Annotated in this window: 17 protein-coding genes; 3 read left to right on the top strand and 14 right to left on the bottom strand. The window is 71.0% G+C overall.

Features of this window, described 5'->3' with window-relative positions:
- The first annotated feature begins 27 nt into the window (after window positions 1-27).
- Together ACTJJ4_RS10380 and ACTJJ4_RS10385 are read left to right on the top strand one after the other, a co-directional pair.
- Window positions 28-777, top strand: a complete 750-nt coding sequence (locus ACTJJ4_RS10380) for an SDR family NAD(P)-dependent oxidoreductase (RefSeq protein ID WP_440943232.1) — start codon at window positions 28-30, stop codon at window positions 775-777.
- On the top strand, window positions 770-1111 hold the full coding sequence (locus ACTJJ4_RS10385; protein ID WP_440943233.1) for a nuclear transport factor 2 family protein: 342 nt from the start codon (window positions 770-772) through the stop codon (window positions 1109-1111). Before ACTJJ4_RS10380 ends, ACTJJ4_RS10385 begins: the two co-directional genes overlap by 8 nt.
- Window positions 1112-1168: 57 nt before the next feature.
- On the opposite strand, the gene ACTJJ4_RS10390 is transcribed toward ACTJJ4_RS10385, so the two are convergent.
- The 5 genes from ACTJJ4_RS10390 to ACTJJ4_RS10410 are packed head-to-tail and all read right to left on the bottom strand — an operon-like array spanning window position 1169 to window position 7447.
- Window positions 1169-1972 (bottom strand): SDR family NAD(P)-dependent oxidoreductase, encoded by an 804-nt coding sequence (locus ACTJJ4_RS10390; protein ID WP_440943234.1) that lies wholly within the window; start codon window positions 1970-1972, stop codon window positions 1169-1171.
- On the bottom strand, window positions 1969-3051 hold the full coding sequence (locus ACTJJ4_RS10395) for a mandelate racemase/muconate lactonizing enzyme family protein (RefSeq protein ID WP_440943235.1): 1083 nt from the start codon (window positions 3049-3051) through the stop codon (window positions 1969-1971). The genes ACTJJ4_RS10390 and ACTJJ4_RS10395 overlap by 4 nt, the downstream gene beginning before the upstream one ends.
- Complete coding sequence (locus ACTJJ4_RS10400; RefSeq protein ID WP_440943236.1) at window positions 3048-3809, bottom strand: SDR family NAD(P)-dependent oxidoreductase; 762 nt, start codon at window positions 3807-3809, stop codon at window positions 3048-3050. Before ACTJJ4_RS10400 ends, ACTJJ4_RS10395 begins: the two co-directional genes overlap by 4 nt.
- Before the next feature lie 20 nt (window positions 3810-3829).
- Entirely contained in the window at window positions 3830-5254 is a 1425-nt protein-coding gene (locus ACTJJ4_RS10405; protein WP_440943237.1) for a hypothetical protein, read from the bottom strand.
- A 21-nt stretch (window positions 5255-5275) separates the two neighbouring features.
- Complete coding sequence (locus ACTJJ4_RS10410; RefSeq protein WP_440943238.1) at window positions 5276-7447, bottom strand: peptidase C14; 2172 nt, start codon at window positions 7445-7447, stop codon at window positions 5276-5278.
- A gap of 131 nt (window positions 7448-7578) precedes the next feature.
- Here ACTJJ4_RS10410 and ACTJJ4_RS10415 point away from each other — a divergent pair, with 131 nt between their 5' ends.
- Window positions 7579-8247, top strand: coding sequence for a GntR family transcriptional regulator (locus ACTJJ4_RS10415; protein WP_440943239.1), 669 nt, complete (start codon window positions 7579-7581; stop codon window positions 8245-8247).
- A gap of 60 nt (window positions 8248-8307) precedes the next feature.
- Here the strand turns inward: ACTJJ4_RS10415 and ACTJJ4_RS10420 are convergent, their stop codons facing one another.
- The 9 genes from ACTJJ4_RS10420 to ACTJJ4_RS10460 form a co-directional block, all read right to left on the bottom strand.
- Complete coding sequence (locus ACTJJ4_RS10420) at window positions 8308-9237, bottom strand: GNAT family N-acetyltransferase (protein WP_440943240.1); 930 nt, start codon at window positions 9235-9237, stop codon at window positions 8308-8310.
- 30 nt (window positions 9238-9267) lie between these two features.
- Window positions 9268-11403, bottom strand: coding sequence for a peptidase C14 (locus ACTJJ4_RS10425; RefSeq protein ID WP_440943241.1), 2136 nt, complete (start codon window positions 11401-11403; stop codon window positions 9268-9270).
- Between the two features lie 84 nt (window positions 11404-11487).
- The gene (locus ACTJJ4_RS10430) at window positions 11488-12375 is read right to left on the bottom strand and encodes a Gfo/Idh/MocA family oxidoreductase (RefSeq protein WP_440943242.1); all 888 of its coding nucleotides are present in this window, start codon (window positions 12373-12375) and stop codon (window positions 11488-11490) included.
- A 2-nt stretch (window positions 12376-12377) separates the two neighbouring features.
- Entirely contained in the window at window positions 12378-13379 is a 1002-nt protein-coding gene (locus tag ACTJJ4_RS10435; protein WP_440943243.1) for a hydroxyacid dehydrogenase, read from the bottom strand.
- Window positions 13376-14437: a dihydrodipicolinate synthase family protein gene (locus ACTJJ4_RS10440; protein WP_440943244.1), complete on the bottom strand. Its 1062-nt coding sequence runs from the start codon at window positions 14435-14437 to the stop codon at window positions 13376-13378. Before ACTJJ4_RS10440 ends, ACTJJ4_RS10435 begins: the two co-directional genes overlap by 4 nt.
- Window positions 14437-15471: an NAD-dependent epimerase/dehydratase family protein gene (locus ACTJJ4_RS10445; RefSeq protein ID WP_440943245.1), complete on the bottom strand. Its 1035-nt coding sequence runs from the start codon at window positions 15469-15471 to the stop codon at window positions 14437-14439. The genes ACTJJ4_RS10440 and ACTJJ4_RS10445 overlap by 1 nt, the downstream gene beginning before the upstream one ends.
- Window positions 15472-15485: 14 nt before the next feature.
- Window positions 15486-16358 carry a carbohydrate ABC transporter permease gene (locus ACTJJ4_RS10450; protein ID WP_440943246.1) on the bottom strand — a complete coding sequence of 291 codons (873 nt, stop codon included), beginning with the start codon at window positions 16356-16358 and terminating at the stop codon, window positions 15486-15488.
- Window positions 16355-17287: a carbohydrate ABC transporter permease gene (locus tag ACTJJ4_RS10455; RefSeq protein WP_440943247.1), complete on the bottom strand. Its 933-nt coding sequence runs from the start codon at window positions 17285-17287 to the stop codon at window positions 16355-16357. The genes ACTJJ4_RS10450 and ACTJJ4_RS10455 overlap by 4 nt, the downstream gene beginning before the upstream one ends.
- A gap of 58 nt (window positions 17288-17345) precedes the next feature.
- Window positions 17346-18581, bottom strand: a complete 1236-nt coding sequence (locus ACTJJ4_RS10460) for an ABC transporter substrate-binding protein (protein ID WP_440943248.1) — start codon at window positions 18579-18581, stop codon at window positions 17346-17348.
- Window positions 18582-18651 lie beyond the last annotated feature (70 nt).

The following is an 18651-nucleotide window of genomic DNA, read 5'->3' on the forward strand; positions in this document are numbered from 1 at the left end:
TGCTCGAATCTGCTATAGCGTTTTGACATGACTGTTCGCCGCGCTCTCATCACCGGGGCCAGTTCCGGCATCGGAACGGCCACCGCCCTGGAACTCGCCCGCACCGGCGCCGCCGTGTGGATCACGTACACCGGGCGCGAGACGGAGGCCGCCCGGGTGGCGGAGGAGTGCCGTGCCGCCGGCGCCCCCGAGGCGCGCGTGTCCCGGCTCGACCTGCGCGACCGCGAGTCCGTCGACGCCCTGATCGCGGAGATCACGGCGGCCTGGGGCTCCCTGCACGTGCTCGTCAACAACGGCGGGGTCTGCCCCTACACGCCCTACGACGAGATCGACATCGACGAGTGGGACCTGGTGCTCGAGACCAACGCCCGCGGCACCTTCCTGCTCACCCGGGCCGCGCTGCCGCTGCTGCGCGCCGCCGAGGGCGACAGGTCGGTGATCAACCTGTCGTCGATCGCCGGCCAGGTCGGCGCCCTGCAGACCGGCATCCACTACGCCGCGAGCAAGGGAGCGCTGCTGGCCATCACCCGCAGCTTCGCCCGCCATCTCGCGGCGGAGGGGATCCGCGTCAACGCCGTGACGCCGGGACCGGTCGCGAGCGCCATCACCGACGAACTGTCCGCCGAGGGGCGGGAGAAGCTGGAGTCGGGCATCCCGCTCGGCGCCTTCGGCCGCCCCGCCGACGTCGCGTGGATCATCGCCTCACTGGCATCCGAGCGCGCCGGGTTCATCACGGGCGCCACCTATGACGTCAACGGAGGAGTACGAATTGACTGACCAGACCCGCAGCGCGCAGGACACCGTCCAGGCGCAGCTCGACGCCTTCAACGCCCACGACCTCGACGCGTTCGTCGCGACCTACGCGGAGGACGCGGTGATCACCGGCGTCGCGACCGAGCCGATCGTCGGAGCCGCAGCGATCCGCGCGTTCTACGAACCCCGGCTGCAGAACCCCGAGCTCTCCTGCGTGATCGACACCAGCGTGCTCTTCGGAACCCGATGGGTCGTCGCGCAGGAGCAGGTGATCAACGCCGGCATCGCCACGGAGACGATCGCGACCTTCGACGTGGTCGACGGACGCATCGCCCGCGCCTCGATGCTGAAGGCCTGACGCGCCCGCGGCGCCCGGTGGCCTGAGCCGACGGTGTCGCCACCCCGGGTGAGCCGGTCAGCGGGCGAAGCGCTTCCTCAAAGCGGCGGGCACCGACACGTCTCCGAACGACGCGGTCCATCCGCCGTCGACCGCGATCGACTGCCCGGTGAGGTACGGCGCCTCGTCGGAGAGCAGAAACGCCGCCACCGCGGCGACCTCCTCGGACCGGGCGATGCGGCCCATCGGCGGTCCCTCCGCGAGTGCGCGCTCCTCCGCCGCGGGGTCGGCCGCCGCGGCGATCTGCGCCTCCAGATGCGGAGTCCGCACCCCGCCGGGCGCCACCGTGTTCGCCCGGATGCCGAGTCCGCCGTAGCTCACGGCGACGCTGCGCGTGAGCGCGTCGATGCCGCCCTTCGTGAACTCGTAGGCCGCATGGTCCGGGTGGCTGGCGCGGCCGTGGATCGAGCCGATGTTGACGATCGCGCCGGGTGCGCCCTGATCGATGAAGGCCGTGACGGCGACCGAGCATCCCCAGACGTAGCCGAAGCCGTTGATGCCGACGATCTCGCGGACCACGTCCTCGTCGAGCTCGTGGAGCGGCGTGCGCTTGGTGATGCCCGCGTTGTTCACCCATCCGGTCAGCGGCGCCCTGGCCATCGCCGCCTCGGCCGCGCGCCGGTGCGTCTCGCGCGCCGAGGCGTCGCCGTGCACCACCTCCGCGCAGATGCGCTCCTCGACTGTCCCCGATCCCGGCGACCGCTCCAGCCCGACGACGATCCAGCCGTCGGCGGTCAGCCGCTCCGCGATCGCCCGCCCGATGCCCTTGCCGCTTCCCGTCACGACGACGCTCCGCGGCGTCGAGCTCGCAGATCCGCTCACGCCGGTCTCCCCTCGAAATCGAACACCGACGGATCGAGCCCGAATCCGAGCCCCACGGCATCCGCCGGCCGCACCCCGCCCTCGAACCGAGGGCCGCCGACGATGAACGACGGCGCCGGATCGTACGGGTTCCCGCCGCGCGCGAACGTCTCCACCCCGATGCCGAGATGCGCGGTGACCTCGGAGTACACGTGACCCGAGACCGGCACCCCGCGCTCCGCCGCCCAGGCGATCATCTCCCGCGCGGGGGTGACGCCGCCGATCGCGACGACGTCGAGACGCAGCACGTCGACCGCCTCCGCCTCGACCAGCGCGCGCAGCACGGCGGGGTCGGTGACCTCATCGCCGACCGACAGCGGCAGGCCGCTCTCGCGACGGATGCGGGCGCAGCCGGCGGCATCCTCCGGCAGCAGCGGGTCCTCCAGCCAGGCGAGCCTGGGATCGCCCCACTGGCCGATCTCGGCGAGCGCCTCGTCGGCGTCGCGCCAGCCGAAGCCCACGTCGACGACCAGACCGGTGTCGCGGGGCAGCTCCCGGTTCAGGATGCCGATCAGCTCGCGCATGTACGCCGGATCGGGCAGGCGCGAGACCTTCACGTTCGTCCAGCCGTCGGCCTGCGCGAGCACCTCGTCGGCGACCGCGCGGGGCGTGCGGTCGGGAGTCGGGTACGCGGCCACGAGCATCGAGGGGCGGGACTCGTCGCCTGCGCACAGCATCCGCCACAGCGGCTGATCCGCGCGCCGCGCGGCGATGTCCCAGAGCGCGATGTCCACCAGGCCGATCGCCCGGCGGACCAGGCCGACGCGGCCCACGATGGCGCTGCCGCGCAGCATCCGCTCCCAGGTCGCGGGGGGATCGTCGGCGTCGGCCCCGACGGCGTGCCCGGCGACCAGTCGCTCGACGAGCTCCGCCATGGGCGCCTCCCGGGACAGGCAATAGGCCACGCCGGTGGTGCCGTCGGCGTCCGTCGCGCGCACGGCGCTGTACTCGCGGCGCGTCACCGTCATCGCGCCCAGCTGCAGCGGTGCGGGCAGCGGCAGCACGGCGGTCGCCGTGTCGATGCGTGAGATGAGGGTCATTCGGGCTTCTTCGCGAGGGGCACGCCGTAGTCCACCATGAAGCCGCCGTCCACGTACAGCGTCTGGCCGTTCATGTAGCGCGCCTGGTCGGAGACCAGGAAGCTCACCGCGTCGCCGATCTCGCTGGCGTCGGCGAGGCGCCCGGCGGGGATGCGCGACAGGATCGTGTCGAGGCTGAGCGTGCCCGCCTCCACGCCCTGGCGGAACACCCCGGTGTCGACGTAGCCGGGTGCGACGGCGTTCACCCGCACGCCCCGGGCGGCCCACTCGGCGCCCGCCGTCGCGGTCAGGCCGATCACGGCCGCCTTGGTGGTGGCGTACGGCGCACGGCCTGCCGAGCCGCGCGAGGAGATCGACGAGATGTTCACGATGCGACCCTCGCCCCGCGCCAGCATCCGCCTTCCCGCCGCCTGCAGGCAGGCGAAGACGCCGTGCAGGTTCACGTCGACGACGGCCGTCCATTCGTCCCAGGACAGGTCCTCGATGGCGCGGTGGCGCTGGATGCCTGCGTTGTTGACCAGCACCGCGATCGGGCCGAGCTCGTCCTCGATCTCGGCGAAGACTCGGTCGACGGCCACCGGGTCGGTGACGTCGAGCTCGCGCCACAGGATGCCCGCGGGGTTCTCGCCCGCGGTCAGAGCGGGCACCCGGTCGGCGGCGACGACGGTGAAGCCGTCCGCGGCGAGGCGCCGGCCGATCTCCCAGCCGATGCCGGCTGCTCCTCCGGTGACGACGGCGACGGGCGACTGAGGGGACATGGTTCTCCTTCGGGTGGGTGTCAGGATGCCGGAGCGTCGAGCAGACCGGCGACGAGGCGGCAGGCGTGCTGCTCGAGCAGTTCGAGGGCCCCCGCGGCGAGCGGCGTCTGCCAGGACTGGTAGGCGCCGCGTTCGTAGGCCTCGCGGGTGGGGAGGTAGACGAAGCCCGGTCCGTTGGTGAGGTTCATCACCACGATCGGGGTGCCGGGGAAGCGTGCGCGCAGGGTGCGCTGCAGGCGCGAGTAGGCCTCGCCCGGATGCCCCAGCAGCACGGCATCGCCGACTCTCCAGGCCCACACCGGATGCGGGACGGTGGCTCCGTCGATGTACCCCTCGCGCAGGTTGCGTGCCCGGCCGAGGCGCTCCTCACGCGAGCGCGGATCGATGTCCTTCCACTCCTCGGCGAGCTCGTCCAGCGTGGGCAGATCACGCAGCGGCAGATCCACCGCACCGAAGACGCCTGCGGCGGAGTGGTCGGCGGTGACGGGGCGGCCGGTCCAGATCGCGAGCGGGGCGCCGGACTCCACCACGTGGTCGAGCGTGAGCTCCTGACCCGGCACGGGCAGCGCGTCCAGGGCTGCGAGGACGGCGTGCCCGAGGGAGCGGCCGTGCCGGTCGGCCACGCCGACATCACCGGTGTACTGCTCACGAGGGGCGAGCTCGCCGGAGGCCCCCTGCACGAACAGGCAGGCGGCACCGGTCGCGGCCTCGACGGTCTCGCGCATCGCACCGACGTAGTCGGGTGAGACCTCGCGGTTCTGCCAGGCGAGCGTGGTCGGGTGGCAGGCGTAGTTCACCAGGACGGCGCGCACGGCGCCGTCGACGCTGACCCGCCCGACCACGACGGTGTCGTCGGACTCGCCCTCCGGGTTGCAGCCGACCAGGGCCCTGCCGTCGAGGTCGAGCTCACGATCGGCGGCGAGCGTGCAGCGCCCGTGCGTCCATTCGATGAGCCCCTCGCCCGCGGCGTCCAGCGCCTCGCGTCCGGCGGCGACGCCCGCGGCCGCGATCGCCTCGAGGTAACCGGGGATCAGCTCGCCGCCGGGCAGATGCGCGTCAGCGGCGCAGAGCACGGCCCCGGCATGGGTGTGCGAGAGCGAGAGCATCAGCTGGTCCGGCGCGAGCCCCAGCCCGCCGAGGATCGCCTCGCGCACGCCGCGCTCGTCGGCGACGCGGCGCCACCACGTGCCGTCGACCGCGAGCAGCACCCGCGGTCGCTCGTCGGCCCCGGTCAGCGCGAGCGCGGTGAGGGTGAACGGCCGATGCGCGCCCTCGGAGCGCTCCCAGTCGGCCGGCCCCCAGTTCTTGGCGCGGATGCCGACGGGCGGGGTGATGTCCCGTCGGGCGACGCCCGCCCGCACGGCGCTGCGCGGCACGCGGATGCGGTCGCCGAGGGCGGTGCCCTGACGTGCCGCCGACCTGGGCGATTGCTGCGTGCTCTGCATGAGTGCCGTTCCGGTGGTGGGTCAGACGGTGAGGATCGAGTCGTCGATGAGGATGCGGTCGCCTGCCGCGGGCAGGCTGCGCTTCACGCCGCTCTCGACGGATGCGCTGTACAGCAGCGTCGAGTCGCCCGCGAAGCCCTCGGCCAGGTCGAGTCGTCCGCCGCTGAATCGTGCGTCCTGGATGCGCACGTGGTTCACGCCGGAGCCGATGGCGAGATGTGCTGCGTCGCCGGATGCCGTGGAGTCGACCCCGCTCAGGCGCCAGGAGACGGTGCCGCCGCCTGCGCCCCTGCCGACCATCGCGCCCTGGGTGCGGGTGGTGCTCAGCTCGACGCCGTCGAGCACGACGAGCTGGTCGCGCGTCGCTGTCATCACCAGGGCGGCATCGCGGACGGTGCCGCCGCGGATCGTGACCCGCGAGGAGCCGAACTCGACCGGCCCGCCCGAGGCGGGACCGCTGAGGTCGCAGTCGAGGAACCTCACTGCCCCGGAGCCGCGCACCTTGGCAGTGTCGAGCCCGCCGATCGTGCAGCGCGAGAACGTGACGGTGTTCGCCACCGGGGTCTGCACGAGCACCTGCTCCTTGGGCAGGGTGAACGTGCAGTCCTCGATCGTCGTGGGACGCGTGGATCGCGAGCTGCGCTGCCCGATGGCGAGCAGCCCTGCCGTGCATCCGCGCAGCTGCGCGCCGTCGGCGTTGATCGTCATGGTCGCCTGCGGATCGAACGTCGACCGCGGGATCACGCGGACGTTCTCCAGGGTGAGGTCGGTGATCTTCGTGCCCGCGACGAACCACGAGCAGACGTGGTCGCGGACCGTGATGCGCTTCGCGGAGGTGCCCCACTGGGCGCCCGAGTTCGCGATGTCCATCAGTCCGGAGCATCCCAGGAAGGTGAGGTCGTGCTCGTACTGCCCGTGCGTGGTGAACGGGTTGCCGCCCTGGTCGTCGCCGTCGCCGTGGCAGTTCTCGACCAGGCAGTACGCGCTGGCGGTGAGGTCGTTCAGGTGCCGCGCGTTCGAGGAGGTGCAGTCGCTGACCCGGCCGTACAGGCAGTAGATCTGCTGGGTGAGGTAGCCCGCGCCGCCGTAGAACACCGTGGGCGGGTTCTCGATCGAGCAGCGCTCCGTGACGAAGTGCGTGTTCCAGCGCCGCATCACGACCGGCCACCACGTCTGCGAGGCGTGCACGTCGGCGACGTCGCAGCGGATGGCGTACTCGAAGGCGACCGGATGCGATCCAGTCATCTCGCGCGGGTCGGGAAGGCCGCCGTCGGTGGGGCCATCGAAAGGCCCGGCGCCGAGGAAGCGCATGTTCGAGATGCGCACGCCGGCGACCGGGTCGAATCGGCGCCAGGTCAGGCGGCGCCCCTTCTCGAGCGGCCAGCCGTTGAGGTAGTCGATCCGGATGTGGGTGTCGTCGATGCGCTGGGTGACCTCGACGAACCGCTGCAGTTCGCGCTCGTCTCCTCCTCCGCCGGCGACGGGGGCGCACTGCACCGCCCACCAGGAGCCGAGCGGGAACCGGCCGGCGTCGGGCACCGCGACGGCGTCGGTCAGCTCGGGCCAGGCCTCGGCGAGCGCGTGCTCGACCGTGTCGTCCTTCGCCACGCCGGTGAAGAACATCACGGCGCCGAACGGGTTGTCGTGGGTGTTCTTCTCGATGCCCTCGGTGGTGATCGTGTGCCCGCCGAAGTCGATCTCGAGAAGGGAGCGGGTGAAGCGGTGCCGTCGCTGGAAGAGCAGGTCGGTGTGCGCCTCGATCCGGCGGATGCTCTCGTCGACGACCATCGCGTCGAGGGCGTCGTCGGCCGCCGTCTTCCCGTCGAGGATGCCGAAGGCGCGGAAGTCGACGGTGCCGTCGTGCTGCAGCAGCCACACGGTGCCCTTCTGCGCGGCGATCACCGTTCCGCCGTTCGCCGTGACGCCGTCGGCATCGGCACCCGTGTAGACGAGCGCACCGGCGTCGCCCGCGGTGCGGTAGCCGGCGGCGATCGCGACATCCCCGTCACGTGCGCGGATGCCCGCCAGCTCGGCGACGTTCTGCACGCGCCGCACGTTCTGCGGACCTTCGGCGGCCTGAGCCGGGGCCGTGCCGACGACGACGGCCGCGCCGCCGAGTGCGGCGGCCCCGAGGCCGGTGATGAGTGCCCGGCGACCGCCGGACCGGACTTCTCCCGCTGACGTCGTCGTCATGAGTCTCTTCCCGTCCACGTAGGTTTGCTATAGTAAATAGTATCCAGCTGTCGAGACGAGATCAACAGCCTTCCCGAGCGGATGCCATAGCATCGTGGGGTCAGCACGCCGAGACCACGGGAGGGGGAGCCATGCGCACGGTGTCCGACCAGAACATCGCGGAGCAGGTCGCCGATCAGCTGCGCGCGGCGATCCAGTCCGGAGAGCTGCTCCCGGGCGAGCGCCTGGTCGAGCGCAGGCTCGCCGAGCGACTCGGAGTGAGCCACATCCCCGTGCGCGAAGCCCTCACACGTCTCGCCGAGGAGCGCCTCATCGTGCGCGAACCACGACGCGGCGCTCGCGTCGCCGAGCTCACCGCGCAGGACCTCGAGGAGATCTCCAGCCTGCGGATCGTGCTGGAGCAGTTCATGGCGATCCGGGTGCAGGAGCGCTGGAGCGACGACTCCGCGAAGCGCCTGCAGGACATCCTGGATGCCATGGAGGCGGCGCCGATCGGGGACATGGACGAGGTCCTGCGGCAGGATCGCGCGTTCCACGAGGCGCTCGCCGACCTCTCCGAGCACCGCTTCGTCACGGAGCTGAACTCCCAGCTGCGCGGCCGCATCGCCGGGTTCATCCAGGCCGCCAACGCCGCCCTGCCCCCGGCCGAGCAGGCCGAGCATGTGCGCAGCCACCGCCTCATCTACGAGGCCATCGCGGGCGGGGACCCCGAGGCTGTGCGCGCGGTGATCGCCGCGCACGTCACCCGTGCCGTGGAGCGCATCGCACCCCTGGCGGGGACGGCGGCAGCCGCGGAGTGAACTCCGCGTGCGGCGAGCCGCGCCGAGCCAGTGCGTCGTCATGTCCGTCTCCGTCGTCCCTCAGAAGTAGTCCGCTGCGCCGAAGTGCCGGATGCCGGTGATCCGGGGCGACCTGCGCCCCGGGCGCGTCATCCCCGTGCCGTCCTGCACCGGCTGCGCCGACGGCGCGAACCCCCGCACGGCGACGACGTCCTCGGCGCGATCGGGCACGGCGATGTCGACGCGCACGGCACCGCCCGCCCGCCAGTCCGCGGCGACCGCCTCGAGCAGCACGGCGCGTGCCCGAGGATCGACGACCGCGAGCTCGGCCAGCACGCCGAGCCCGTCCCGCACCTCCGCCACGGCGTAACCGCCATCTGTGCGATACAGCGTCATGCCGTCCAGCCGCACTGCGGCCATCGCCCAGTCCTGCACCGAGCGCACGGGAGCGAGCACGACGTCCGCTCGTGAGGCCTCATAGGCCTCGGCACCCGTCAGCAGCGCGTCGAGGCTCACCGGGTCGCGCCGCACGGCCGCATCCGGCGAACCGGCCTCCGAAGCCCCGGCGCCCGGGGCGCCGAGCGCGGCACCCCACGGTCCGGTGAGCGACCGACGCATGGTGAAGGTCTCGAAGCCGCTCGAGCCGTACACCTCGGGCGTGCCGGTGAAGAGCAGCGCCCAGTCGGCGCCCGCGCGCCCGGCCGACTCGAGCGTGGCCGCCACCAGCCGCCGGGCGATGCCGCGCCCTCGTGCCCGGTCGGCGACCGCGACGCTGCCGATGCAGTGCACCGACGCCACCGCGCCGTCGTCCTCGCGCAGGCGCTTCGGCAGCCCGTAGATCGACCCGACCACGCCCTCCTCGTCGGCGGCGACGATCGTGTGCGCGAGCCGGTCGGCATCGACGAGCCACTGATCCGGCAGCAGCGGCGGAGAGAAGGCGATCGCCCACAGCGCGGCCAGCGGCGCGGCATCCGCCGCGACCGCCGGCCGCAGGATCGGGTCAGCGGCCATCCGGTGGCGCGCCCTTCACGATCCGTCCGCTCACACGATCACGTTCCCGGTGGTCAGGACGTTGTCCGCCGCGTCGGGGACGACGCGCTTCACCGCCGTCTCGACGTTCGCGGAGTGCAGCAGCGTGCTGCCCGCGCCGAACGCCGCTGCGGCGAGCTCCAGGGTGCCGCCGTCGAATCGGCATCCGGTGGCCCGGTAGTGATTCGCGCCCGAGGTGAGCGAGACATGCGTGCCCCTGCCCGAGAACGTGCTGTCGCCGAGCACGACGGTCAGCTCCCCGCCGCCGCTGTGCGACACCGCCGCGCCCGCCGCCGTGCGAACCGCGGAACCGCCGAGGATCTCGACCGCCTGCGCCTTTCCGCTCGCCGCGTCGATGCGGATGCCTTCCGCCTCGACGCCGGTGAGCCGAAGCCGTGACGACGACGTGCTGAAGGCCGCATCGCGGTCGCCGCCGATCAGTTGCCCACCGCGGAACTCCACGGCGGCGGCGCCGGCGAGCTTCAGCCCGTTCACGCCGTTCAGCCGGGTGTCGACGAACGTCACCGGCTTCGTCACGGTGGCGTTGGTGAGATCGCCCGCCGCCACGAACGTGAACTCGGACGCCTCGATCACGGTCGGCCGCTTCGACGCATCCGATGCCTGCGTGATGATCAGCGTGTCGGTGGCGGAGCAGCCGCGCAGCTGGGCGCCGTCGGCGTTGATCCAGAGCATGCCGGAGCCGGCGAGGTCGGGCTTGCCGATCACCCGCATGTCCTCGAGGGTCAGGTCGGTGACCTTCACCCTCGCGACGAACCAGGAGCAGACGTGCTTGCGCACCGTGATGCGCTTCGCCGCGCCGCCCCATGCCGCCCCGGAGTTGGCGAACGTCATCAGGCCGGAGTTCCCCACGTAGGTCAGGTCGTGCTCGTACTGCCCGTGCGTCACGAACGGACCCTGGTCGTCGCCGTCGCCGTGGCAGTTCTCGACCAGGCCGTAGGCACTGGCGGTCCAGTCATTCAGGTGCCTGGCGTTCGAGGTGTGGCAGTTCGCCACGTAGCCGTACAGGCAGTAGATCTGCTGCGTCATGTACCCCGCCCCGCCCCAGGTGACCGAGGTCGGGTTCTTCAGCGTGCAGCTCTCGGTGGTGAAGTAGGTGTTCCACCGGCGCATGATCAGGGGCCAGAACGTGGCCGTGCCGTCGATGTGATCCACGTCGCAGCGCACCGCGTACTCGAAGGCCAGGGGGTGCGAACCGGTGTACTCGTCGGTGCCCTTGCCGCGGAAGCGCAGGTTGGACACCACCACGTTCTGCACGGGCTTCACGTGCCGCCACGTGATCGAACGATCCTTGCCGAGGGGCCAGCCGTTCTGATAGTTCACGCGGATGCGGGAGCCGTCGACGATCTGCGTCACCTGCACGAGCCGCTGCAGCTCGCGCTCCCAGCGGCCGGCGAGGGCGTTCACCTCCGCGGCGTACCACTCGCCGACCTGGAAGAACGACGAGTCGCCCACGGGGTAGACGTCGGCCAGATCCGCGACCGGTGCGCCGAGCACAGCCGTGCGCTCCTCGCCGGTCAGCTCGCCCTGGAAGAACATCACGGCGGCGAACGGGTCGTCCTTGCCCGCGTTCTCGATCCCCTCGGTCGTCATCAGGTGATTGCCGAAGTCGAACACGATGTTCGACCGCGAGAACCTGTGCCGCTTCACGAAGTTCAGGTCCGTGTGGGCCTCGATGCGATGGATGCCCGCATCCGCCACCATCGCGTCCAGGGCGTCGTCCGCGGGCGCATCCGGCCCGAAGATGCCGAACGCGCGGAAGTCCATCGTCCCGGAGTGCACGCGCACCCAGACGGCGCCGCCCTTGCCCGCGACGACCGTTCCGCCGTCGACCTTCGGCTGATCGGCGGTCACGCAGCGGAACAGGCCGCCACCGCCGTCACCGGGCTCGGCGTAGCCCGCGACCGCGACGATGTCGTCGGCCTTGGCCTCGACCTTCTGCAGCGACGCGACCGTCGACGCCGACACGGCGTCCCTCGCCATCGGCAGCGGAGTCGCGGCGTTCGCGGGTGCGGCCGCGCCGACCGCGGCCAGACCGCCGATTGCCGCCGCTCCGAATCCGGCGAGCACCATCCGGCGCGAGCGCCCTTCGGCGGCCTGCGCCGTCTCCTTCTGGACCGTCTCCATCATCTTCTCCTCGTTTCCGGCATCATCGCCATCACGTGCGGACGCCCGCACTCCAGGGCGCATCGGCGCGCCCAGTCCCGGTCCCCGTCATCCCCATCCCCTCGCCGTCTCCGCCGCCACGACGGCGTTGCGGTACACCGCGGCCGTCCGCGCGGCCGGCACGGGGATCTCGCCGGCCGCCAGCCTCAGCACTGCGTCGGCCGTGCCGGCGTATCCCAGCCCGTCCTGGTCCTCGGGCAGCACCAGCTCCCGCATCCCCTCGTCGTGCCAGGTGCGCACCGCGTATCTGTCGGCGCCGGCGACCCCCGAGATGGTCACCGTCACCGAGGTCTCGCCGGCACGCGCGTGCACGGTCGCGAGCAGTTCCGACGCGGTCGGACCCGCGCCGCCGGTCCGCACCGCGGAGAGGACCTCCACCGCCGCACCGGGAAGGACGACGTCGAGCATCTCCCAGGCGTGCACTCCGATGTTGAGCATCGTGCCGCCGGCGCCGGAGGGCGAGTCCTGCCAGCGCCGTGCGTCGTCGAGGAAGCCGGCGATGTCGTGCTGGGCGTGCACCTCGATCGCACGCGGGCGGGAGGGCAGCACGGTTGCGAACGCCACGAGCTCGGGCGCGAAGCGCAGCACGGACGAGGTGAACCGCGGCGCCTCCGGCAGCGCCTCCCAGCGGGCCAGTCCCGTGGCATCCGCGGCGATCGTCTTGTTGAAGAACACCGGGATGCCCGCCCGCGCACACGCCAGGGCGACCTCGACGGCACGCGGCGTGCGAGGTGTGGCCACCACGACGTCAGGGCGGGTGGCCAGCAGCTCGGTCAGCTCGGCGAAGACCGGGGCGCCGAACCGCGCCGCGAAGTCCTCGCGTCGGTCCGGGTCGTCGACGTCCCAGACGCCCGCCGGGTGCGCACCGCGCGCAGCCAGGTTCACGGCATCGGCGAAGGGATGCGAGTGCGCGACCCCCGCGAACGCGACCCTCATGGTCAGGCCATCACCGCGAGCTGTTCACGCGTGATGGCCTGTCGCAGCGGTCGGCCGGCGGCGAAGGCCTCCACCTCGTCGGCGACGATGCGGCCCTGTTCCCGTCGTCCCTCCACTGTTCCGGCGGCACGGTGCGGCGTGAGCAGCACGTTGGCGAGCGTCCGGAGCGGGCTGTCCTGCGGCATCGGCTCCTCGTCGAACACGTCGAGCGCGGCCGAGATGCGACCGGTGAGCAGCTCCGCCTCGAGGGCGGCGCCGTCGACCAGCCATGAGCGTGCGGTGTTCACCAGCCCGGCCCCGTCAGGCATCAGCGCCAGCTCGCGCGCGCCGATCATGTGGTGCGTCACCGGCAGGGTCGGGGCGTGCAGTGCGACGATCCGCGCGCGGCGCAGTGCATCGTCGAGCTCGACCTTCTCGGCGCCGAGCGCCGCGGCCTCGGCCGCGTCGACCGTGGGGTCGACGAGCAACGGGCGTGCGCCGAGGGCACGGATCAGCTCCAGGTACGACCGTCCGGTGCGCGATGCCCCGATCACGGCGATCGGCGCGCCCAGGATCTGATGCTGCACGCCGACGGCCGGGTCGTACCAGCCGCCGGGAGTGCGCAGCGCGACGCTCATCTCGCCGATCCGGTGCAGCAGCAGGAGCGTGAACGCCAGCGAGACCTCCGCCACGGGGCGCGCCATCGCGGCTCCCGCCTGCGTGACCTGCACGCCGCGATCGAAAAGCTCGTCGGTGACGAACGCCTTCACGGTCGCACCGGTGTGCGCCACGAGTTCGAGCCGGGGCATCCGCGCCAGCAGTCCGGCGTCGAAGGGCACGGCGCCCCAGCTGGTGACGACGACCCGCGCCGCGCCCGGATCGGGCACGTCCGCCAGGCGGTCCACCCGTACGTAGTCCCCGCCCAGAGCGGATGCCGCGGCACGGAGGCGCTCGACGTCGGCATCCGCGAAGAACTCCGCCATCAGCTCCGCGCTGACCACGGCGACGAGGACGGGGGCGGTCATCTCAGCCACTCCTCGACGTGCTCGGCGATGAAGGCGTCGTCGTTGAGCTCGGGATAGGCGCCGCGCACGCGGGCGATCTCCTCCGCCTGCCCGGGCGAGAGGCTCTCGTTCGGGTCGAGGCACCAGATGCCCTCCAGCAGGCCCTGCTGGCGCAGCATCTCGTGCACGCCCGCGATGACCCCGTGGAAGTCGTTGCCGGGATCGAACACCGCCTGATTGAGGTCGACCAGATCGGATCCGATGCGCCCGAGCCGGTGATAGGCCTCGAGATCGCCCGCCGCAGCGCGGTGCGCGGTGTCGAGGACCTCGACCGCGGCCCGCGTTCCGACCGCCCACTGGCCGAGCAGCCCTCCGACGAACCGCAGCGTGCGCGGCCCGTCCGGCAACTCCACGTGGAACTCCGAGAGCAGGTCGGTGGCGATCGAGTCGTCGTTGCCCGTGTACAGGGCGATCTCGTCTGCGCGACCGGATGCGGCGACGCCGCGCACCAGCTCGAGAGTCCGGTAGCGGTCGAAGGGCGCAGCCTTGACGGCGACGACCGAGGGGATGGACGCGAACTCGCACCAGAAGTCGCGGTCGAGCACCGGCCCGCCGATCGCCGTCTGCAGATAGAAGCCCACGAGCGGGAGCACCTCGCCGACCGCGCGGGCACGGTCGAGCAGCGCCGCATTGTCGGCACCGGCGACGCGGGGGCTCACCAGCACCGCGTCGTACCCCAGGTCGCGCGCGACCTCGGCCTCGGCGACCGCCTGAGCCGTGTCGCCGGCGACACCGGCGATGCGCACGATGCCGGCATCGGCGGCCTGCAGCTCCTCGGCGGCGAGCGCGAGCACGGGTTCGTACAGACCGTGCTCGGGATCGCGGATCTCGAACTGGGTCGTGTGCACCCCGACGGCCAGTCCGCCGGCACCGGCGGCGAGGTAGTAGCGGCTCAGCGCGCGCTGGCGGCGCTCATCGAGCCGGCGGTCGGCGGTCAGGGCGAGCGGATGCGCGGGGATGACCGCTCCGCGGGCGAGGGTCTGCGCAGCCTCGGCGCGCAGGACGGGAACGGCGGTCATCAGAACTTCCCGTCTCGCACGGCCCACTTGGTCGGCTTGGCCGTCATCGGCAGCTCGTCCCTGATCCAGGCGGCCTGCAGTTCGATCAGCGTCTCCGCGGGCACCGCCGGATATCCGAACAGCCCCATGCAGCGCCGCGCATCGCTGAGCAGGGCGGTCGGCTGCGGCTCGTCGACGAGACGCACCTCGGTCTCGAACAGGGCGCCGAACCGGCGGGCGATCGACTCGACGCTCAGCAGCTCCGGTCCGGTCAGATTGATGGTGAACACGTCGGATGTCGCATGCAGCAGGCTGCGCAGCACGACCTCGTTCGCGTAGCCCTGCCAGATCACGTTGACGTTCGCAGTGGCCAGCGAGACCGGCTCTCCGGCGTGCACGGCGCTGCCGATGTCGGCGAGCACCCCGTACCTGAGGTCCACCGCGTAGTTCAGCCGGATAAGCGCGACCTTCGTGCCGCGCTGCTGCGCGCCGAACTCGAACACCCGCTCGCGGCCGAGGCAGGACTGCGCGTACTCGCCGATCGGCGCGGGCGTCACCTCTTCGGACGCACCGCCCGAGGAGGCCGGGAGGAAGGGGTAGACGTTGCCCGTGGACAGCACGGAGATCGCGCTGTCGCGGTAGCGTCGCGCGACGCGGTCCGGCAGCGCCGCGTTGACCTCCCAGGCCCACGACGGGCTGGTGGCCGCACCGAACTTCGCGCCGACCATGAACACGACGTTCGGGGCGTCGGGGAGCGCCGAGAAGTCGTCGTTCTCGATCAGGTCGAACGGGACGACCTCCACGTTCGCACTCCGCAGCCGCTCGGTGACCACCGGGTCGCCGAACCTCGACACGGCGTACACGGTGTCGGCACTCCGGCCCGCGGCATCCATCGCCCGCCGGGCGAGCACCGCGAGGGTCGGGCCCATCTTGCCGCCCGCACCGAGGATGACCAGATCCCCTGAGGTCCTCGAGAAGTCCTCGATCAGCGCGTCGCTGGGCGCCGTCAGCGCCTGCTCCAGCTCAGCCTCCGAGGTGAAGCTCTTCGTTGTCACGTCACTCATTCCTTTCAGCCCTTGATTCCCGAGCCGGTCACGCCTTCTTGCACGTATCGCTGCGCGATGAGGTACGCCATGAAGATCGGCAGCAGCGCGACGACCGAACCGGCGAGCATCACGCTCAGCGGGACGTTCTGCTGCTGCAGTGAGGAGATGCCCACGGTCAGCGTGAACATCTCGTTGGACTTCGCGATGATCAGCGGCCACAGGAAGTCGTTCCAGTGCCACAGGAAGACGAAGATCCCGAGGGTCGCCAGCACCGGCTTGCACAGCGGCAGCACGATCCGGAGGAAGATGCGCAGCTCGCTGGCGCCGTCGATGCGCGCGGCCTCGAACAGCTCATCGGGCAGACCCTCGATGAACTGGCGCATGAGGAACACCGCCTGCGCGTTCGCCAGGGTCGGCAGGATCAGGCCCCAGTACTCGTTCACGCCGCCCAGGTTGGCGATCAGCAGGAACGTGGGGATCAGGGTCACGTGGAACGGGACCATGACCATCGAGAGGAATGACCAGAACATGACCTCCTTCCCGGCGAAGCGCTTCTTGGCGAAGGCGTAGCCTGCCAGCGCCGAGAGGAACAGCACCGCGACGACCGAGACGAGGGCGTAGACCAGGGTGTTGAACAGCCAGAGCAGGATGTTCTGGCCGCTGAGCACCTGCTCGTACGCGGAGAGGGACAGGTCGCCCCACGGCAGCAGCGACTGCGGGAAGTTCACGACCGCGCCGGGCTTGAGGCTCAGCACCACCATCGCGTAGAAGGGGAAGAAGCTGAACACGGCCGCGATGCTGAGCCAGACCCACCGCAGCACCAGGCCGCCGCGCGTCGGCTCGAGCGCCTTGTAGGAGCGCTGCCTGAGCTGCGCGTTCGACGTCACCGCGGTCATTTCTGCTTTCCGATCACGAGGCGCTGGATGAGGGCGACCGCGAGGGTCATGATGAACAGGGCGACACCGGCCGCCGCCGCGTATCCGTACTCGAAGTACTTGAAGCCCTGGTCGTAGATCAGGTAGACGAGCGAGTAGCTGGCATTGGCGGGTCCGCCCTGGGTCATGACGTAGATCACGTCGAACACCTGGAACGCGGCGGTCGTCTCGATGACCGCGAGGAAGAACACGGTGGGGCGCAGGAACGGCAGGATGACCCAGCGGAACCGCTGCCAGGCGTTGGCGCCGTCCATCAGCGCCGCCTCCTCGAGCTCGCGGGGGATGTCCTGCATGGCGGCGATCATGATCATCATCCCGTAGCCGAAACGCGACCAGACGCCGACGATGATGATCGCGGGGACCACCAGTACGGTGCTCGCCAGCCAGGAGCCGCCGAGACCCAGCGGCGACATGAGCGTCGACCACGGTCCGTTGCGGGAGAAGATCCAGATGAAGATCGCACCGGCGAGCACCAGCGAGGTGATGACCGGCAGGAAGAAGATCGAGCGGAAGAACCGCGAGCCGCGGAACGAGCGCCGCACCCCCAGCGCCATCACGGTGGAGAGCGCGAGCGAGATCGGCACCGCGAACACCGTGTAGAGCAGCGTGGTGCCCAGGGCCCGCCAGAACAGCGCGTCCTCGAAGAGGCGCACGAAGTTGTCGAGCCCCCGCCAGTCGATCTCGCCGGAGATGTCGTAGTCGAAGAAGCTCAGCGCGACGCCGGCGATGGCCGGGCCGAAGCGGAAGGCGATGAAGAGCAGGAACGCCGGCAGCACGAAGAGGAACGCGATGCGTGCTTCGCGTCGCGCGAGCAGGCGCGTCGTGGTGCGACGCCGCTTCGCGGGCGCTGACTGCGTGGGAGACGCTGTCGCAGGTGGGGCTGTAGTCATTGCCTTGACCTCACGTCGTGGGGAGGGGCGGCGGAGTGCCCGCCGCCCCTCCGGATCGTCACTTCAGGAGCGGGGCCGCGGCCTTGGCCGCGTCACTGAGCGCCTGCTTCGGCGACTTCTGCCCCAGCAGGGCCGCCTGGATCTCGGGCGACACCACGCCCATCAGGGCGCGCGAGCTCGGCGCGAGCTCGCCGACCGTGGTCGTGGACACGTACTTCTCGACCTGTCCCTGCAGGGAGTCGGCGGAGTAGAGCGGTGCGGTGTCGAGCGCGGAGAAGAATCCCGCCTCGGTCAGGTAGGGCTTGAGCACCTCGGCGCTGGTGGCGAAGTCCGCGAACTTGCCCGCGGCATCCTTGACCTTCGATCCCTTGAGCATCGACAGCGATCCGACCGTGCCGTACGTGATGCTCTTCTTGTCCTTCAGCGGAGCGAGCACCTTGACGTTCTCCTCACCCCAGAACGGGGCGAGCTCGGTGACGCTGTTGACCCACGAGCACGCGGTCTTCCCGGTCGCGATGCCGCTCTGCTCGGTGGCGGGGAGCGAGGTCAGCGCATCCGGGTCGAGCGCGCCCATCTTGGCGAGGTCGGAGAGGAACGTGAGCGCCTCGGTGCCGGCCTTGCCGTCGAACGCGACGGATCCGTCCTTGCCGTACACGGCGCCGCCCGCCTGCCAGAGCAGCGGGTAGAAGGTCATGTTGAGGGTGGCCTCGGCGGATGCCGTGTAGTTGAAGAGGTGCAGCCCCTTCTCGGTGAACTTCGGCGCGATGCGGAGCGCGTCCTCCCACGTCTCGGGGTACTCCGTGACGCCGGCCTCCTTGAAGACCGCCGCGTTGCAGAGGAGGGGGGTCGCGCTGGTCAGCAGCGGGGCGCCCATCATGTGGCCGTCGATCGTGACCGACTTCGTCACGTTCGGGAGGATCTCGGACTTGCGGTCCTTGCTGAGGTACTTGTCCATCGGTTCGATCGACTTCTGGTAGGCCATCAGCTGGTCGGGGATCAGGTAGACGAGGTCAGGACCCTTGTTGGCGGCGATCGCGGTCTGCAGGCTCTCGTCGCGGTTCGCCCAGGGGAAGATCTCGTACTTGACCTTGATGTCGGTGTTCTCCTTCTCGAACGCCGCGACGGTCTCGTCCCAGAAGGCCTTGTGCTTGGCCTCGTCGGCGATGACGGGGTAGACCCAGAGCGTGACGGTCTCGTCACCGCTCGCGGCGTCGCCCCCTCCCGCCGCGCAGCCGGCGATGAGGCCGGCGGTGGCAAGCCCGGCGATGACGCCGGCGAATCTCTTTGCGCGCATGATGCTCCTTTGCTGAACCGTGCGGGTGATGTCATTATGACAGTCAAGTGGGATAATTAGTCAAGCACGA

The sequence above is a fragment of the Microbacterium sp. 22195 genome (genome assembly GCF_052056515.1).
Classification (GTDB): Bacteria; Actinomycetota; Actinomycetes; order Actinomycetales; family Microbacteriaceae; genus Microbacterium.